This window comes from Rhodococcus sp. ZPP (genome assembly GCF_017656075.1).
GTDB lineage: Bacteria > Actinomycetota > Actinomycetes > Mycobacteriales > Mycobacteriaceae > Rhodococcus_F > Rhodococcus_F oxybenzonivorans.
Genome location: NZ_CP058638.1, coordinates 5,782,478 through 5,799,070 on the forward strand (window position 1 = coordinate 5,782,478; position 16,593 = coordinate 5,799,070).

General features: G+C 66.5%; 13 protein-coding genes. 11 read left to right on the top strand and 2 right to left on the bottom strand.

What is annotated here, in order from left to right:
• Positions 1-8 precede the first annotated feature (8 nt).
• Positions 9-605 carry a CHAP domain-containing protein gene (locus HYG77_RS26665; RefSeq protein ID WP_109335234.1) on the top strand — a complete coding sequence of 199 codons (597 nt, stop codon included), beginning with the start codon at positions 9-11 and terminating at the stop codon, positions 603-605.
• Between the two features lie 19 nt (positions 606-624).
• On the opposite strand, the gene HYG77_RS26670 is transcribed toward HYG77_RS26665, so the two are convergent.
• Positions 625-1,680 (bottom strand): ferredoxin--NADP reductase, encoded by a 1,056-nt coding sequence (locus HYG77_RS26670; protein WP_109331719.1) that lies wholly within the window; start codon positions 1,678-1,680, stop codon positions 625-627.
• Positions 1,681-1,994: 314 nt separating this feature from the next.
• Here HYG77_RS26670 and mdo point away from each other — a divergent pair, with 314 nt between their 5' ends.
• The 9 genes from mdo to HYG77_RS26715 all read left to right on the top strand — a co-directional run bounded on the left by mdo (position 1,995) and on the right by HYG77_RS26715 (position 15,389).
• Positions 1,995-3,266, top strand: coding sequence for an NDMA-dependent methanol dehydrogenase (gene mdo, locus HYG77_RS26675; protein WP_109331718.1), 1,272 nt, complete (start codon positions 1,995-1,997; stop codon positions 3,264-3,266).
• Between the two features lie 119 nt (positions 3,267-3,385).
• Entirely contained in the window at positions 3,386-4,498 is a 1,113-nt protein-coding gene (locus HYG77_RS26680) for a MoxR family ATPase (protein WP_109331715.1), read from the top strand.
• Positions 4,499-4,500: 2 nt separating this feature from the next.
• The gene (locus HYG77_RS26685; RefSeq protein ID WP_208961153.1) at positions 4,501-6,030 is read left to right on the top strand and encodes a VWA domain-containing protein; all 1,530 of its coding nucleotides are present in this window, start codon (positions 4,501-4,503) and stop codon (positions 6,028-6,030) included.
• A gap of 74 nt (positions 6,031-6,104) precedes the next feature.
• A complete protein-coding gene (locus HYG77_RS26690; RefSeq protein WP_208961154.1) occupies positions 6,105-9,368 on the top strand; it encodes a protein kinase in 3,264 nt (1,087 codons plus the stop codon).
• A gap of 142 nt (positions 9,369-9,510) precedes the next feature.
• Positions 9,511-10,698 carry an iron-containing alcohol dehydrogenase gene (locus HYG77_RS26695; protein WP_208961155.1) on the top strand — a complete coding sequence of 396 codons (1,188 nt, stop codon included), beginning with the start codon at positions 9,511-9,513 and terminating at the stop codon, positions 10,696-10,698.
• Between the two features lie 5 nt (positions 10,699-10,703).
• A complete protein-coding gene (locus HYG77_RS26700; protein ID WP_280123284.1) occupies positions 10,704-12,065 on the top strand; it encodes a GAF domain-containing sensor histidine kinase in 1,362 nt (453 codons plus the stop codon).
• Entirely contained in the window at positions 12,062-12,748 is a 687-nt protein-coding gene (locus HYG77_RS26705) for a response regulator transcription factor (protein ID WP_109331708.1), read from the top strand. The genes HYG77_RS26700 and HYG77_RS26705 overlap by 4 nt, the downstream gene beginning before the upstream one ends.
• Before the next feature lie 41 nt (positions 12,749-12,789).
• Entirely contained in the window at positions 12,790-13,728 is a 939-nt protein-coding gene (locus HYG77_RS26710) for an ABC transporter ATP-binding protein (RefSeq protein ID WP_109331707.1), read from the top strand.
• Entirely contained in the window at positions 13,725-15,389 is a 1,665-nt protein-coding gene (locus tag HYG77_RS26715) for an anibiotic ABC transporter (protein WP_208961156.1), read from the top strand. Before HYG77_RS26710 ends, HYG77_RS26715 begins: the two co-directional genes overlap by 4 nt.
• On the opposite strand, the gene HYG77_RS26720 is transcribed toward HYG77_RS26715, so the two are convergent.
• On the bottom strand, positions 15,376-15,618 hold the full coding sequence (locus tag HYG77_RS26720) for a helix-turn-helix transcriptional regulator (RefSeq protein ID WP_208961157.1): 243 nt from the start codon (positions 15,616-15,618) through the stop codon (positions 15,376-15,378). The two genes, HYG77_RS26715 and HYG77_RS26720, sit on opposite strands and share 14 nt — an antisense overlap.
• 96 nt (positions 15,619-15,714) lie before the next feature.
• Here HYG77_RS26720 and map point away from each other — a divergent pair, with 96 nt between their 5' ends.
• Entirely contained in the window at positions 15,715-16,500 is a 786-nt protein-coding gene (map, locus tag HYG77_RS26725; protein ID WP_208961158.1) for a type I methionyl aminopeptidase, read from the top strand.
• Positions 16,501-16,593 lie beyond the last annotated feature (93 nt).

Sequence of the window (16,593 nt, forward strand, 5' to 3'; positions counted from 1 at the left end):
TCGGTGGCATGACCCTCGCCGATGCCCCTCGTCGCCGCCGCCGTACGGGGCCGGTCCTCGTCGGCGTCCTTGCCCTCGCCGCCGTGCTGGCAGTCGGGGTGTGGTGGTGGGCGCCGACGCGCTACCTGCCCTGGGACACCGCAGACTTCCCTACCGTGGACACGTCCGCGTTGTCGCCGCAGCAGGCGACGATCATCGACCTGCTCGAAACCGAGCACAGCCGGCAGCGGCCGGGCACCTTCTACTCCGAGGGAGTGGAGGAACCCTGGTGTGCCGACTTCGTCAGCTGGATCATGCGAGAGTCCGGTCGGCCCCTGTCGAACCCCAATTCGGGACATTGGCGCATTCCTGGGGTGTACACGCTGCAGGAGTACTACGAATCGCAGTCCCGGTTCGAGGAGGTCGGTAGCGGATACCGGCCCTCGGTCGGCGACGTGGTGCTCTACGACAACACCAGTTGGGTCGGTCAGCACACCAACTTCGTCGTCGCGGTGGACGGTGACACTGCAACGACGGTGGGAGGCAACGAGTTCGGCCGGGTGCGCGTGCACACCGTCGACTGGTCGAGCGACTCCGCAGTGGTCGGATTCGGCCGGCTGGAGTGAGGGGCGCGGCCGACGGGTGTCAGAACTCGATCTTCAGATGGTCCGTGACGGGCCGGGCCTGGCAGCCGAGGATGTAGCCGCTCTCGATGTCTTCCGGGTCGAGGATCTCGCTGTTCTCCATCTCGACCTCACCTTCGAGTACCGTGCAGGCACACGATCCGCACTCGCCCTCCTGGCAGGAATAGGGCACGTCGATACCTTTGGCGAGCATGATCTCCACCAGCGTCTGCTTGCGGGGCCAGCTGAGATTGTGGACCTCCCCGTCGAGTTCGACCTCCACTGTGGCGGCGTCGGCCGCTTCGTCGTCGGTGACCTCGACGACATCGGCGTCGCGGAAGGGGTCACCGGCGAGTGAGTTGAACACCTCGGCGTGCACCTGGGTGCGCGGCATCCCGGCGTCGGCAAGTGCCTTGTGGATGGTGTCCATGAACGGAGTCGGTCCGCACATGAACGCCTCGTGCCCGACGTAGGGCGCGACAGCGGACGCGAGCTGATCGACGCAGGGCAGACCCTGGACGGTCTCGAGCCAGTGGATCGACACGAGGCGGCTCGGGTACCGGCCGGCGAGTTCCCGCAACTCTTCGGCGAAGATGACCGACTTCTCGTCCCGGTTGGCGTAGAAGAGTACGACCTTGCCGGACCCTTCCGTGAGGGCGGCCTTGAGTATCGAGATCACCGGCGTGATGCCACTGCCTGCGGCAAACAGGAGGAAGTCGTGGTCGAGGGACTTCGGGGTGAACACACCCGACGGCGGCAGCACCTCGAGGGTGTCACCGACGGCGACGTGGTCGCAGAGCCAGTTGGACCCGTACCCGTCGGAGGTGCGCTTGACCGTCACCTTGGGTGCGTCGTCGCTGAACGGTGAGCTGGCCAGCGAGTAGCACCGCGCGACCGAGCCGGTACGGTCACTGGGTATGCGCAGGGTGAGGAATTGACCCGGTTTGTAGGCGAACTTGGCGGTGAGGTCGGCGGGGACGTCGAAGACCAGCGACCGGGAGTCGGACGTTTCCTCGACTACTTCGGACACCGTGAGCACCGCTGATCGTGAGCTGTGCGGCACCTCGACAGTCGTCATCGCGTGTGTAGTCCTCTCCATGATTCGCAGCGTCGAAACGCTCCTGCATCTGCCTCAAATATAGAACAGGTTCTAGTTTTTGACTAGCGGGTCGCTCCAGCGTAACGAGCGCCGCCCTGACCGGTTCGGCCCGTGCCTACCTGGCCGATCGGAGAGTTCGTGCGCCGCAGTCGGACGGTTCGGGCCCGCAGGTCTGTGACGAGTGCCCGAAGTGAGTCACAGTGAATCTCAGCTGAGACGCCGATCACACCGGCAGACGGTTTTCCTTCCACCGGCAGCTCAGTTTCGACACCGACAACTTCGAGGAGACGGCCATGGCCATCGAGCTCAACCAGATCTGGGACTTCCCCATCAAGGAGTTCCACCCCTTCCCGCGGGCACTGATGGGAGTGGGCGCGCACGACATCATCGGAGTGGAGGCGAAGAACCTCGGGTTCAAGAGGACGCTGCTCATGACCACCGGTCTGCGCGGTTCGGGGATCATCGAGGAACTGGTCGGCAAGATCGAGTACCAGGGCGTCGAGGTGGTGCTGTACGACAAGGTGGAGTCGAATCCCAAGGACTACAACGTGATGGAGGCCGCGGCCCTCTATCAGAAGGAGAAGTGCGACTCGATCATCTCGGTCGGAGGTGGCTCCAGCCACGACGCGGCCAAGGGTGCTCGAGTGGTGGTCGCGCACGACGGTCGCAACATCAACGAGTTCGAGGGATTCGCGAAGTCGACCAACAAGGAGAACCCGCCGCACATCGCCGTCTCCACCACTGCCGGCACCGGTTCGGAAACCTCGTGGGCGTACGTCATCACCGACACGTCCGACATGAACAACCCGCACAAGTGGGTCGGCTTCGACGAGGCGACCATCGTGACGCTGGCGATCGACGACCCGCTTTTGTACTACACCTGCCCCCAGCACTTCACGGCCTACTGCGGATTCGACGTACTCGCCCACGGCAGTGAGCCTTACGTGTCCCGTCTCGATTTCGCACCGTCTCTGGGCAACGCGCTCTACTCCGTCGAGCTGGTGGCGAAGAACCTGCGGGAGGCGGTGTTCGAGCCGCGCAACCTGAAGGCCCGTGAGGGAATGATGAACGCGCAGTACATCGCCGGGCAGGCATTCAACTCCGGTGGTCTCGGCATCGTGCACTCCATCTCGCACGCGGTCAGTGCGTTCTTCGACAGCCACCACGGTTTGAACAACGCGATCGCCCTTCCCCGCGTGTGGGAGTACAACCTTCCCTCGCGGTACGAGCGCTACGCGCAGTTGGCGGGGGCGTTGGGTGTCGACACCCGGAACCTCACCACGGTGCAGGCCGCGGACGCCGCCGTCGAAGCCGCGATCCGGCTCGCCAAGGACGTCGGTATCCCCGACAACTTCGGGCAGGTCCGCACCGACTCGTACGAGAAGAACCAGATGAACACCAAGAAGTACGAGGGCCGCGGCGACACCATCCGGGGCGACGAGAAGACCATCCGCGCCATCTCCGAGCACATCCAGGGTGACTGGTGCACGCCCGGAAATCCCCGTGAGGTGACGGTCGAGTCGATGCTGCCCGTCGTCGACCACGCGATCAACAGCTCGTACTAGCTCCACCGAACTCGCGTCCGGGGCGGGCGTGTCCCAGCCTTTGCCCCGTGTCTCAGCCTGGCCCCGCCCCGGACGCGTTCCCACGACCGACACTGCTGACGAAGGACGGAAGCCGCACCATGACCGCACCGCACACCGCTCCATCCCTGGCGGATGTCCGCTTCGCCGATGGAATCGAACTGAAAGCAGCCCTGCGGGAAGTCGACTACATCGCTGACGACGAGTTCTCGGTCGTCGTACACCTGGCGACCGCGCTCGACCGGCCTCTCCTCCTCGAGGGCCCCGCCGGTGTCGGGAAGACGGAGCTGGCGAAGTCCCTGGCGGAGGCCGCGGGCCGCAGGCTCGTCCGGTTGCAGTGCTACGAAGGTCTCGACGACAACCGTGCACTGTACGAGTGGGATTACGCCAAACAACTACTGCACGTGCAGATGCTGCGCGATCGGCTCAGTGAGCAGGTGGCCGCGTTCGACGACGTCGTCGACGCGTCGAGGTTTCTGGCGGCGCAGGATTTCGGCCTGTACTCGGAAGCATTCCTGTCGGTACGGCCCCTACTCGAGGCGATCCTGTCGCCGGAACCAGTGGTGCTGCTCGTCGACGAGGTGGACCGTACCGAGGAATCGATGGAAGCGCTGCTGCTCGAAGTTCTCGCCGAGGGACAGGTCACCATTCCCGAGATCGGCACGTTCACCGCCCGCTCGGCGCCGTGGGTCATCCTGACCTCCAACGACACTCGCGAGCTCTCGCCCGCCCTGAAACGGCGCTGCCTCCACTACCACCTCGACTACCCGACCCCCGAACGTGAGCGGGACATCGTGACCGCCCGTGCGCCCGAGGTGGAATCGGCCGTCGCGGCCGATGTCGTCGAACTGGCGCGGACTCTGCGCGCACTACCGTTACGCAAGAGCCCGTCCATCGCCGAGGTCATCGACGCCGCCCGCGCCGCGGTGGTGCTGAAGGCGACCGGCGTTGCGGTCACATCGCAGTCGGCGATCCGCGACATCCTCCTCGCCGCGCTGCTCAAGTACACCAGCGACGTCGATCTTGCTCGCGGCCGACTCGACGGTGTGGCGAGCCCGCCCCCAACGCCGGCGCCGGAGGCGGGGGCAGACAGTAGAGAGCGGGTCACCGTCGCATCCCGTCCGGCCAACACGACCACAGCGGTGTTCCGCGGACACGGCGGCCGCGACCGCGGTGGAATCGGCGTCGGCAACGGCCGGCCTGCGAGGCGATGACGATGTCCGCGGTCCGAGGCGCGCCGATGCCCGAGTCGCAGCTCCTCGATGTGCTGGCGGCGTCGTTCGGCGCACTGCTGCGCCGGTACGGAGTGGCGGCGTCTGCGGCGGAGGTGATCGATGTCCGGCGCGTGCTGGGGCTCGTCGGCGCACGGCAGCCGGACACCACGCGGGCCGCGCTGCGCGCGGTCTGCGCCAAGTACCGTTACGAGCAATCAGGATTCGACCGAGCCTTCGACGTGTTCTTCGGTGCTGTCGCCACGGCCGCCCCCGAACTCCGCGCACCGTCCCGAACCGAGTTCGCGGAGGGGCTTCCCACGGCCCTCGAGGTTGCCGACAACGTCGACACGGCCCGCTATGCCGAATACAACGAGCGCGCCGCGGAAGTCGGCGACCACTTCGACACGCCGGAGGCAGAAAAGGGTTTCAATCCCCACAAGGATGACGACGACGTCAGCATGACGTCGAGCGATGCCGAACTGTCCGTCGACTCCGAGGCCGATTCGGGCCGACGCGGCGTCACCTACACCGTCGACGTCTCGCGGGCGGCGAGTACTGCCGTCGGTGACCTGGCGACGTCGACGAGCGGCGCCGTCGTGGGGTCGCTGTCCTGGGACGATCCGGCGTCGATTCTGGCGTGGCTCGACGCCTACGACCCCAGCGCTGTGTACTCGGACTCCGGTGTCGACGAGCCGCTGACTGCTGCCCAGTTGAATCGTCTGGCAGAAGCAGTCGAGGCGTTCGTCGGAGCGCTGGCCGACGCACGGGACGCCGCCGGGCAGGCCGCTCCGGATGTCCCGATGGCGGACGGCCAAGGTTCGGCAGTCTCACGCGCCGAGGTCAATCAGGCATGCCACGAGATCCTTCGGCGGATGCGTGGCCCCGCGCGTCCCCGTCCGAGGGAGCTGACCGCGGGACGGCTGGACATGCGGCGCACGGTCCGCGCGAGCCTGCGGACCGAGGGCGTGCCCTTCCGCTTGATGGTGAAGGCGCCGCGTCCGGACCGGGTACGTGTGCTCGTTCTCGCCGACGTCTCGCTGTCCGTTCGACCGGTCACGGCCTTCACCCTGAGGTTGGCGCAGGCGATGCACCGCCGCGCGAGCCGATGCCGAGTCCTGGCATTCGTGGACAGGCCCGTCGATGTCACGGACACACTCCTCGCGGGCGGAGACGACGACGCACTCGCTGCCGTGCTCGCCGATCCCCGCATCGATCTCGAGGCGAGCAGCGACTACGGCCGGGTGTTCTCCGAGGTCCTCACCGCGTTCGGCGACGAGGTTCACTCGCGCACTTCGGTGCTCGTAGTGGGTGACGGAAGGGGCAACGGATTGCCACCGGGCTTGGACGAGTTCGCCGCTCTGCGGAGAAAGGTGCACCGCCTCGCGTGGATTACGCCGGAGCCCGAGAGGTACTGGGATCAGGCGTCGTGCGCGATGCCTCAGTACGCCGAAGTCTGCGACCGAGTGGTAGTCGCGCGGGACGCGGTCCAGCTGTCGGCCCGCGCCGCCGAACTGGGTCACGCGTTGCGATGAACGGCCCCCGCCGAGTGTGCTTCCGATACCGCGGCCGGGGATATCCTGAGGGCACGTCATCGAGAGGTGAGTGCATGGTGCCGACGGCTGAAGATCCCCTCGAGACCCAGCGCGATGTGGCGTCGAACGTCGCGGCGGAGTTGACAGCGGCCGGATTCGAGGAGGCGCACGAGATCGGGCACGGCGGCTTCGGGGTCGTCTACCGGTGTGTTCAGCCGGAACTCGACCGCACAGTGGCGGTCAAGGTCCTCACCGCCGAACTCGACGAGGAGAACACGGCGCGGTTCTTCCGTGAGCAGCGGGCCATGGGCAGGCTGACCGGGCACCCCAACATCGTCAATGTCCTCCAGGTTGGTGTCACCAGAAGCGGTCGTCCCTACATCGTGATGCCCTATCATTCACAGGATTCGCTCGATGCCCGGATCCGGAAGAGCGGTCCGCTTCCACTGGGCGAGGTCCTTCGGCTCGGTGTGAAGATCGCGGGGGCTCTGGAGACGGGGCACCGCCTCGGCATCCTCCATCGCGACGTCAAACCCGCCAACATCCTCCTCACCGACTACGGCGAACCCGCGTTGACCGACTTCGGGATCGCGCACATCTCCGGGGGATTCGAAACGGCGACCGGAACGGTGACGGGATCGCCGGCGTTCACGGCACCCGAAGTTCTGCGGGGCGATCCGCCGAGCCCGGCCTCGGACATCTATGGCCTAGGCGCCACGCTGTTCTGTGCGGTCACCGGTCACGCGGCGTTCGAACGCCGAAGCGGGGAGCAGGTCATCGCACAGTTCCTCCGGATCACCTCGCAACCCGTACCGGATCTGCGCGAGAAGGGCATTCCCGAGGACGTGAGCGCGGTGGTCGCGCGCGCGATGGCGGCCGACCCCGCTGATCGACCCGCGACTGCGGCGGAACTCGGTGACGCGCTGCGGCAGATGGAAGCAGACAACGGACTCCCCGTCGACGATATGGCCGCCCCGCAGCATGCGCCCGGCCGATCGCAAGCGAGGTCCCGTCTCCCAGCGCAGCCCACGGCGCATTCGCTGATCGGCGCCGACGGTAACCTGCCACTCGAGCTGACCAGCTTCATCGGTCGGCGACGTGAGCTGACGGAGGCGAAGGCGAAACTGTCCGATGCGCGCCTGGTCACCCTGACGGGCATCGGCGGTGTCGGGAAGACCCGTCTCGCGCTCCGTGTCGCCGCCGACGTCCGACGTGGATTCGCCGACGGTGCGTGGTTGGTGGAACTCGGTGAATTGCACGACGAATCTCTTCTGGTCGACGTCGTCGCGGCGGCACTGGGCCTGCGGGACGGGCCGGCGAGCCTGGGCAAGGACACCCTCGTCGACTTCCTGGCCGCGCGCCGGATCCTGCTCGTATTCGACAACTGTGAACAGGTGGTCGGCGCGGTCGCGAAATTGTCCGAGACCTTGCTTCGTAGCTGTCCGGATGTGCGGGTCCTGGCCACGAGCAGGGAACCCCTCGGGATCGGCGGAGAAGTCGTGCTTCGGGTTCCCCCGCTGACCGTCCCCGACCGGGCCCGTCCCCCGTCCATTCAGGCGATGCCCCGGTACGACGCAGTCACGTTGTTCGCCGACCGCGCCGCCGCCGCGGTGCCGGGCTTCGAGGTCACCGAGGAGAACACGGACACGGTGGCGCTGATATGTCAGCGACTGGACGGCTTGCCACTCCCGATCGAACTGGCAGCGGCGCGGCTGCGAGCCATGTCGGCCGAGCAGATCCTGCGTCGCCTGACGGACCGTTACGCTCTGCTGACCCTCGGCAGCAGGGGCGCGCCCACGCGGCAGCAGACTCTGCGTCTGTCGATCGATTGGAGTTATGAGCTCTGCACCCAGCAGGAACAGCAGTTGTGGGCGCAGCTGTCGGTGTTCGCCGGCAGCTTCGAACTCGACGCGGCCGAAGGCGTGTGCGCAGGTACTGCCCATGCCGAGGACCTGCTCGATTCGGTCACCTCGCTGGTGGACAAGTCGATCCTCATCCGCGAGGAGTCGGCCTCGGTGGTCCGGTTCCGCATGCTCGAGACGCTGCGCGACTACGGCAGCGAGAAGTTGACGGAAGCCGGCGAAGCCGACCGCATGAGGCGGCGGCACCGGGACTGGTACTTGCAGTTGGTCGAAGATGCGAAGGCGAAGTGGATCAGCCGCGAGCAGGTGGCGTGGATGCGCCGCGTCGCCCGCGAGCAGCCGAACTTGCGGGAGGCGATGAAGTTCTGTCTGACCGAGCCGCATTCGGTGTCGGGGTTGAGATTTGCGACCGCCTTGTTTCTGTTCTGGCTCTCCCGAGGCATGTTCAGCGAGGGCCGCCACTGGCTCGATCGGTTCCTGGAGACGTCGCCGGTCGAGGTCAGCGAGGAACGGGTCGCTGCGCTGTACGGAAACAGTGTTCTTGCCGAGGCCCAGGGCGACGTGGCTGCCGGGGCGTCGCTGGTTGCGGAAGGAAAGGCGCTCGCGGCACAGACCGACAACGTCGTGATCCGCGCGCACATCTCTCATGCCGAGGGTGTGCTGAAGATGTTCACGGGAGATCTGCCCGGCGCGCTCGAGTGTTTGGAATCCGCCCTCGAGGTGTCCGGGGACTGTGGCCAGCCGGCCCTGCACATCGAGGTCCTGGACTCGCTCGGCAGCGTGAGGGCACTGCTCGGTGACTCCGCTCGGGCGATCGAACACTACGAGCGGGTCCTCGAGATCACGGAATCGACCGGCGAGTCGATGTACCGTTCGCACACGATGTGGTCGATGGGCGTAGTCCTGTGGCTTCAAGGCGATGTCCGGCGGGCGTCCCGGTATGTCGAGGACGGGCTGGCATTGGCCTGGCGGGTCGATAGCGCGGTCACCGTGGCAACCTGCCTGGAAACGTTGGCGTGGGTCGCGGGCGACGGCGATCCACGACGCGCCGCGATTCTGATGGGAGCGGCGGAGTCGCTGGCGAAATCTACGAGAAGCTCGACGGTGCTGTTCCCCGATCTGCTCGTCTATCACGAGGAATGCGAACAGCGTGCGCGCAGTGCCCTCGGCAGAAGGGATTACGAGTCGGCGTGGGACGAGGGCAGAACGCTGGCCGTCGACGACGCTGTGGCGTTCGCGCTCGGCGAGCAGTCTCCCACGCGTCCTTCCCCTTCGCGCGCCGGCGCCGACCTGACGAAACGAGAGCGAGAGGTTGCCGACCTGGTGGCCGAGGGCTTGACCAACAAGCAGATCGCTGCCCGGCTCGTGATATCACCTCGGACCGCGCAGGGGCACGTCGAACACCTTCTCGCCAAGCTCGGCTTCGCCTCTCGGACTCAGATCGCGGCCTGGGTCGTGGAGCAGGGTCGGACCTGATCACCGCTGCTGCCTACCTACCCGATCGGGTAGGTGCCGGACCTGCCCTTCGGTCAGTGTGCGCGTCCGTCCCTACCCGTAGAGTCGAGGTTCAGCGCTTGTAACCTGGATCACATCACGGGGGCGTGGGAGGAGTGTCGTCTTGTCTGTGTCGTATCCGGTCACCCGCACCACCGTTACCGACCGGCTGGTCAAATTCCATGCACCGGAAATAGTCTTCGGTGTCGGGTCGATGGTGGAGGCCGCGCACGCCGTCCTCCGACTGGGCGGCTCGCGGCCGATGCTCGTCACCGACCCCGGGTTGATCGACGCCGGCTGGGCGGCCGAACTGCAGGACCAGCTCCGGGAACAGGGACTGACGCCCGTTGTGTGGAGTGCGTTGACGCCCAATCCGAAGGATCACGAGGTCGCGGCCGGTCACGAGGCCTACCAGGAAGGTGGATGCGATGTCTTGATCGCACTCGGAGGCGGTTCGGTGATCGATGCCACCAAAGGAATCGCGGTGCTCGCCGCGAACGGGGGCAACATTCTCGACTACGAGGGGGTGGATCAGGCGACCAGTCCGATCCCTCCGCTGGTCATGGTCCCGTCCACGTCCGGCACCGGTGCCGACGTGTCGCAATTCTGCATCGTGACGGACACGGCCCGCGGTACCAAGATCACGATCATCGGCCGCGCGCTGGTTCCCGACGTCACCGTGATCGATCCCCGCCTGCTGACGACCATGCCGGAGTGGCTCAATGCGGCTACCGGGCTCGACGCGCTCACACACGGAATCGAGGCGTTCGTCTCGCTGGCGCACAACCCGCTCACGGACCATCACGCGCTTCGCGCGATCGGGCTGGTCACCGACACCCTGGTCCACACGATCGAAGACCCGCTGGAGATGGAGCCGAGGGCCGTCATGGCCCAGGCGAGCCTCGAAGCGGGCCTGGCCTTCACCAACGCCATTCTCGGTGCGGCGCATGCCATGAGCCATCAGGTCGGTGGACTGCTCGACCTGCCGCACGGCGTGATCAACGGTGTCCTGCTTCCACACGTGATTCGGTTCAATGCGGCCAGCGACGCTGCCCCGTTCGTGGCGATCGCGGCGGCTCTCGGACTGGAGGAACATCGCGGAACCCCCGAGGAAGCGGCCTTCGCGGTCGCGGACCGAGTGGAGCGTTTGGCTCGCGAGGTCGGTGTGCCGCGAGGTCTGGGGCAGTTGGGTGTGCGTGACACCGACCTTCCGCGGCTTGCGGAGTTCGCCCTGCGGGACGCCTGCATGTCCACCAATCCGCGGACGGCCACACACCAGCAGATGGTGGCACTCTTCCGGACTGCGATGTGAGCCCGATGAACGCCCCAGACCTCTCGACACTCACCGGACTCCGGTCGGGCAAACCGACGTTCTACCCGCAGTACCGCGGCGCCGCCGAACGTCTCGAGCGCGTCGTCCATGCGCTCGAGCTCATCTCCCGGGCGCTGGTGCGAACGGTCGAGGGGCCCGAGACGTTGATCTGCGCGGTGGCAGAGGCGGCGCGCGCCCACCTCGACGCGCGCTGGGTGGCATTCGCCCTGGCGGACGGCATGCTGCCCGATGCCGGTCCCCGCCGGCTGGTTCTCGGACCGGACGCCACCCCGTTTCTCGTCGACAACGTCGAGGGACCCCCGCTGCCGGACGAGGTGGTCACGTGTCTCGGCGACATCAGGTCCGCCCGCACCGGCAGGGCGCCCGTCATCGACGCGCACCATGCGTTCGTGCCGATCGTGCTCGAGGGCGGAGTGGTGGGCGCCTTTGCTGCGTGGACGGCGCCGCAACGCACACTCGACACCACCGATGGTGCGGTACTGAGTATTCTGGCGAGCCAAACCGCGGTAGCCCTGCAGAATTCGGCGCTCTACCAACGCGGTCAGCGGCTCCTCGAACACGCCGAGCATGCATATGCGGAGGCGCGACGGACCGCGTCGGATCTCGCGGTCCGCAACGCCGAACTCGAGTCCACCCAACGTCAGCTCGGGGCCGCGCACCGGCATCAGGTACTCGACGAGGAACGCCACCGCATCGCCCGTGAGCTCCACGACAGTGTCACGCAGGCGGTACTCTCGGCCGGAATGCAGATCGAGGTGTGCCGGAGCGGAGTGTCCGACGACGAACGTCGCGAAAGACTCGACCTGGCCAAGGATCTCACTCGTCGCGCGGTCGAGCAATTACGCTCGGCCATCTACGCGCTCAATCACTCCAAGAGTTCGGACCGCACGTCGCTGCCCGGGATGCTCGAGCAGCTCGGTGTGGTGCACATGCCCGACGACCTCGAGGTCAGCGTCCGGGTCGGCGGAACACCGGCGGAGCTGTCGTGTGACCGCGAGCACGCGCTGCTGCGCATTGCCGGCGAGGCCTTGTTCAACGCTGCTGTCCACGCCAACGCGACGCGCGCCGTTCTGCGCCTGACCTATTCGGCGGATTCTGTACTCCTGTCCGTCGCCGACGACGGGGACGGGGATCCGAAGCAGATGCGGCTCATGTTGCGGATGGCGGCAAACAACGACCTGGACGGACACCATCGTGGTCTGGCGAACATGCAGGCCCGGGCTGCGGAATTCGGTGGAACCTTCGAAGTGGCCAGGGCGCGACTCGGCGGAGTGCGAGTGGCTGCACGAATTCCTCTCGGCGACAGACCTTCCGGGGGAGACAACGACAACGAGGTGGAGCGATGACGATGCGAACTCCGATGCAGGACGAGGCGAGGTCTGCACGAGCAACGTCGATGGTCCGGCTCGTCCTCGTCGACGATCACGCGATTCTTCGGCAGGGGCTGCGCTCGGTACTCGAGCGTGAACCGGATCTCGAGGTGGTCGGGGAAGCGTCCACGAGCGGGGAGGCACTCGACGTCGTCGGACAGGTGAAACCCGACGTCGTGTTGATGGATCTCAAGCTGTCGGCGGCATCCGATTACGAGGGGCTCGTGCTGTGTGCGCAGTTGTCGTCCGCGAACAAAGGACTGGGACTTCTGGTGCTCACGACGTTCCTCGACGAGCAGCTGGTGGTCCGTGCCGTGCAAGCCGGCGCCCGGGGATACGTGGTGAAGGATGTGGACACGACCGAACTGGTGCGCGCCATCCGCGCGGTCTCGCGTGGAGAAAGCGCATTCGACTCGCGGAGTGCTTCCGCGGTGATCCGGTCGCTGAACGGGCAGACGACCCCGCGGGAAGGACTCACGGAGCGCGAACTCGAGGTCCTGCAACTGCTGGCCACCGGGTTGTCGAACGCGAAAATCGGTGAACGGCTCTTCATCTCGGCCACCACCGTGAAGTTCCACGTCAGCAACATCATGCGCAAGCTCGACGTGGGTAGGCGCGCGGAGGCAGTGTACGAGGCGGGCAAGCTCGGACTGATCTGAAACAGCCGTGACCGGTAGTCGATCGGCGTACCGTCCCTACCATGGCTGCTGCGATTTCGGTGGAGAAACTCGTGAAGACGTTCGGCGCCACCCGCGCCCTGGACGGCCTGGATCTCGAGGTGCGCGCCGGTGAGGTGCACGGTTTCCTGGGGCCGAACGGCTCCGGCAAGTCGACCACCATCAGGGTCCTGCTCGGACTGCTCCGGGCCGACTCCGGTACCACGCGTCTGCTCGACGGGGATCCGTGGCGTGATTCGGTGTCGTTGCACCGCAGGCTCGCCTACGTTCCGGGTGATGTGAATCTGTGGCCCAATCTCACCGGGGGTGAAGCGATCGATCTCCTCGCGGGGTTGCGCGGCGGTCTCGACGAGACCCGGCGTGCAGAACTGCTCGAGCGGTTCGAACTCGATCCGACGAAGAAGGCGCGCACGTACTCCAAGGGCAACCGGCAGAAGGTCGCGCTCGTGGCCGCGTTTGCGTCCGACGTCGAACTGTACGTTCTCGACGAACCCACGTCCGGGCTGGATCCGCTGATGGAGTCGGTGTTCCAGGACTGCGTCGAGGAGATGTCCGACTCGGGGCGGACGATCCTGCTGTCGAGTCACATTCTCGCGGAGGTCGAGGCGCTGTGCGATCGGGTGAGCATCATCCGCGAGGGCCGAACCGTCGAGACCGGCACATTGGCGGAACTGCGTCATCTCACGCGTACGTCGATCACGGCCGAGACGCAGCGGCCGGTGACCGGACTCGAGAGCATCGAGGGGGTCTACGACGTGCGGGTCGACGGCCTGCACTCTCGATGTGAGGTGGACACCAGCGCGATCGACGGGGTGCTGCGCCACCTACTGTCGTTCGGCATCTCGTCGCTGACGTCGACGCCACCGACGTTGGAGGAGTTGTTCCTACGGCACTACGGGGACGAACTGGCCCGCGAGGGCGAGAACCACCGGCGCGCCGAATCCGGGGCGCGGACACGATGAGCGCCGTGACGGCGCCGGAGAAGGTGGGGCGCGGGCAGTACGCGGGGACCGCCCGGCTGGTGCGGCTCGCGCTACGCCGTGACCGTATCCAGCTGCCGGTGTGGTTACTCGCCCTCGCAGCGCTGCAGGCGTTCTCGGCGTCGAGTGTGCTCGGCCTGTATCCCACGGAGGGTGACCTGCGCAGCTTCGCGGTGGCCACTGCGGCCTCACCGGTCGCGCTGGCCACCAACGGTCTGGTGTCCGGGTACAGCGTCGGCGCCGTGCTCGCCAGCCAGATCGTCATGCCGCTGTCTCTCGCTGCCGGCCTGATGACCACCCTGCTCGTCGTGCGGCATACGCGGCAGAACGAGGAGACGGGCCGCGCCGAACTCGTCGAGGCCGCCGTCGTCGGGCGCAGAGCCTTGCTCACGGCCGCACTGGTTGTCGCGGTCGGCGCCAATCTGGTTCTCGGACTGATCAACGTTGTCGTTCTGGTTGCGGAGGGTCTTCCGTTCGCAGGTTCTGTGGCTCTGGGCGTGGCTGTCGCGGGGGCTGGCATCGCGTTCGCCGCCGTCGCCGCGGTCACCGCGCAGGTGACGGACAGTGCCCGCACCGCCAACGGACTGGCCGGCGCCGCCCTGGGTGTGGCGTTCCTGTTGCGTGCAGTGGGCGACATGACGGGGACGGTGACGGAAAACGGCACCCGGGTGGTGAGTAGCTGGCCGACCTGGCTGTCGCCGGTCGGCTGGGCCGAACAGGTCCGTCCTTACGACGACAATGCCTGGTGGGTGCTGGCGTTGCCCGTCCTGTTCGCACTCACGGTCGGCTCGGTCGGCTTCGCCCTTACCGAACGCCGGGACATCGGCTCGGGCCTCGTACCGACCCGCCCCGGCCCCGCCCGCGCGTCCGGGTTGTTGCCGACGCCGCTCGGATCGGCGTGGCGGATACAACGGACGATCCTGTTCTGGTGGGCATTCGGCATCACCGTCCTCGCCGTGGTGTACGGCGCAATCGCGGACCAGATCGACGACTTTCTCGGCGAGGGCGAGCAGGTGGCCGACATGATGGAGCAGCTCGGTGGCGGTACCACCGACATGGTCGATGCCTACTTTGCCGCCATCTTCGGCATGATGGCGATCGCGGTTGCGGGCTACGCCGTACAGGCATTACTCCGAATGCGGGGTGAGGAATCGGCGGGACGACTCGAACCGGTTCTCGCGACAGCGCTCTCGCGTCCGCGGTGGATGCTCGCGCATGTCGGACTGGTCGTGTCGGGAATCGTTGTCTTGCAGGCACTGACCGGGGCGGCAACTGGGCTCGCGTACGGTCTCGTGACCGACGACGTACCGGGAAAGGTAGTGCATCTGACCGGTGCTGCTCTGGACTTCGTGCCTGCGATCGCAGTGGTCGCGGCCGTGGTGGTCGCGTCGTTCGGTGGTGCCCCGGCCTGGTCGACCGGGATCTCCTGGGGCGTGCTCGCTGCCTGCCTGATCTTCGGATTCCTCGGACCACTGCTCGGTCTGCCTCAGGCGGTGCGCGACCTGTCGCCGTTCACACACGTCCCCGCCGTTCCTGCGGCGGAGGTGACGGCGGCTCCGCTCGTGCTGCTCGCGACGATCGCCGTCGTCGTGATCGCCGTCGGGGTGGTGCTGTTCCGGCGACGCGATATCACCAGTTCGTAGCCTGCGCGAGGTCGTCGAGGGGTACGGCGAGGACTCGGGCCAGAGCTGCAATTGTCGTAAATGCCGGAGTGGGCATCCGGCCGGTTTCGATCTTGCGCAGAGTCTCCGGTGAAATCGCCGCTTCCTGAGCCACTTCGGCGAGAGTGCGATCGCCCCGGGCACGGCGTAGATACGCCCCCAGGCGCTGACCTGCCGCGAGTTGGGCCGGAGTCAGCGGGAGACGCACCATGCCATCAGTCTACTCGACGGCGGTATGAAAATACCGGACGATCGACTATGGTGGTATTTTAATACCGGCTATCGGGTCGGATGGAGAGGAAAATCTGTGCTGGAATTGAAGACCCCTCGGGAGATCGAAGCGATGCAGGTCACCGGTGTATTCATCGCCGAGCTGCTCGACGACCTCGCCTCCCGGGCCGAGCCGGGGGTAAACCTGCTCGAACTCGAACACCGCGCCCGCCAGCTGATTACCGAACGCGGTGCCCAGTCGTGCTACTGGGATTACGCGCCGTCGTTCGGGCGAGGGCCGTTCCGTAATGTCATCTGCCTGTCGGTCAACGATGCAGTGCTGCACGGACTTCCGCATGACTACGTCCTCCGTGACGCAGACCTGCTGAGCATGGATATCGCGGTATCGATTGACGGGTGGGTCGCCGATTCGGCGCGGAGTGTGATCGTGGGGGTTCCGCGGCCGGAGGACGAGCGTCTCATCGAGGCGACCGAGCGTGCACTGGCAGCGGGGATTGCCGCTGCGCTGCCCGGCAACCGCCTGGGCGACATCTCTGCTGCGATCGGCGCCGTGGCCGCCGACTACGGGTACCCGGTCAACACCGAATTCGGTGGCCACGGACTCGGGCGCACCATGCACGAAGACCCCCACGTGTCCAACATGGGAACCGCCGGACGTGGTCTGAAGCTGAAGCCTGGATTGACGCTTGCGCTCGAACCATGGCTCGCTGCCGGTACCGACAAAATCATCTACGACGACGACGGGTGGACCATCCGCTCGGCCGACGGGTCCCGTACCGCACACAGCGAACACACCATCGCCGTCACCGACAGCGCGCCACTCGTGCTGACGTGTCAGGATCACGTCGCGGCCCCTGAGTAGTGGTCCGGCGACTGTTGTAACTCTGCGGGACAATGTGATTCGCGCTGGCTATTGCTCTGGGGGCCCGCAGTTGCTAGACTCGAACAAAGTTTC

Excerpts from the sequence above, each read along its gene's own strand:
- HYG77_RS26665 (WP_109335234.1), top strand. The coding sequence starts at position 9 with ATGACCCTCGCCGATGCCCCTCGTCGCCGCCGCCGTACGGGGCCGGTC.
- HYG77_RS26670 (WP_109331719.1), bottom strand. The coding sequence starts at position 1,680 with ATGACGACTGTCGAGGTGCCGCACAGCTCACGATCAGCGGTGCTCACG.
- mdo (WP_109331718.1), top strand. The coding sequence starts at position 1,995 with ATGGCCATCGAGCTCAACCAGATCTGGGACTTCCCCATCAAGGAGTTC.
- HYG77_RS26680 (WP_109331715.1), top strand. The coding sequence starts at position 3,386 with ATGACCGCACCGCACACCGCTCCATCCCTGGCGGATGTCCGCTTCGCC.
- HYG77_RS26685 (WP_208961153.1), top strand. The coding sequence starts at position 4,501 with ATGTCCGCGGTCCGAGGCGCGCCGATGCCCGAGTCGCAGCTCCTCGAT.
- HYG77_RS26690 (WP_208961154.1), top strand. The coding sequence starts at position 6,105 with ATGGTGCCGACGGCTGAAGATCCCCTCGAGACCCAGCGCGATGTGGCG.
- HYG77_RS26700 (WP_280123284.1), top strand. The coding sequence starts at position 10,704 with ATGAACGCCCCAGACCTCTCGACACTCACCGGACTCCGGTCGGGCAAA.
- HYG77_RS26705 (WP_109331708.1), top strand. The coding sequence starts at position 12,062 with ATGACGATGCGAACTCCGATGCAGGACGAGGCGAGGTCTGCACGAGCA.
- HYG77_RS26710 (WP_109331707.1), top strand. The coding sequence starts at position 12,790 with ATGGCTGCTGCGATTTCGGTGGAGAAACTCGTGAAGACGTTCGGCGCC.
- HYG77_RS26715 (WP_208961156.1), top strand. The coding sequence starts at position 13,725 with ATGAGCGCCGTGACGGCGCCGGAGAAGGTGGGGCGCGGGCAGTACGCG.
- HYG77_RS26720 (WP_208961157.1), bottom strand. The coding sequence starts at position 15,618 with ATGGTGCGTCTCCCGCTGACTCCGGCCCAACTCGCGGCAGGTCAGCGC.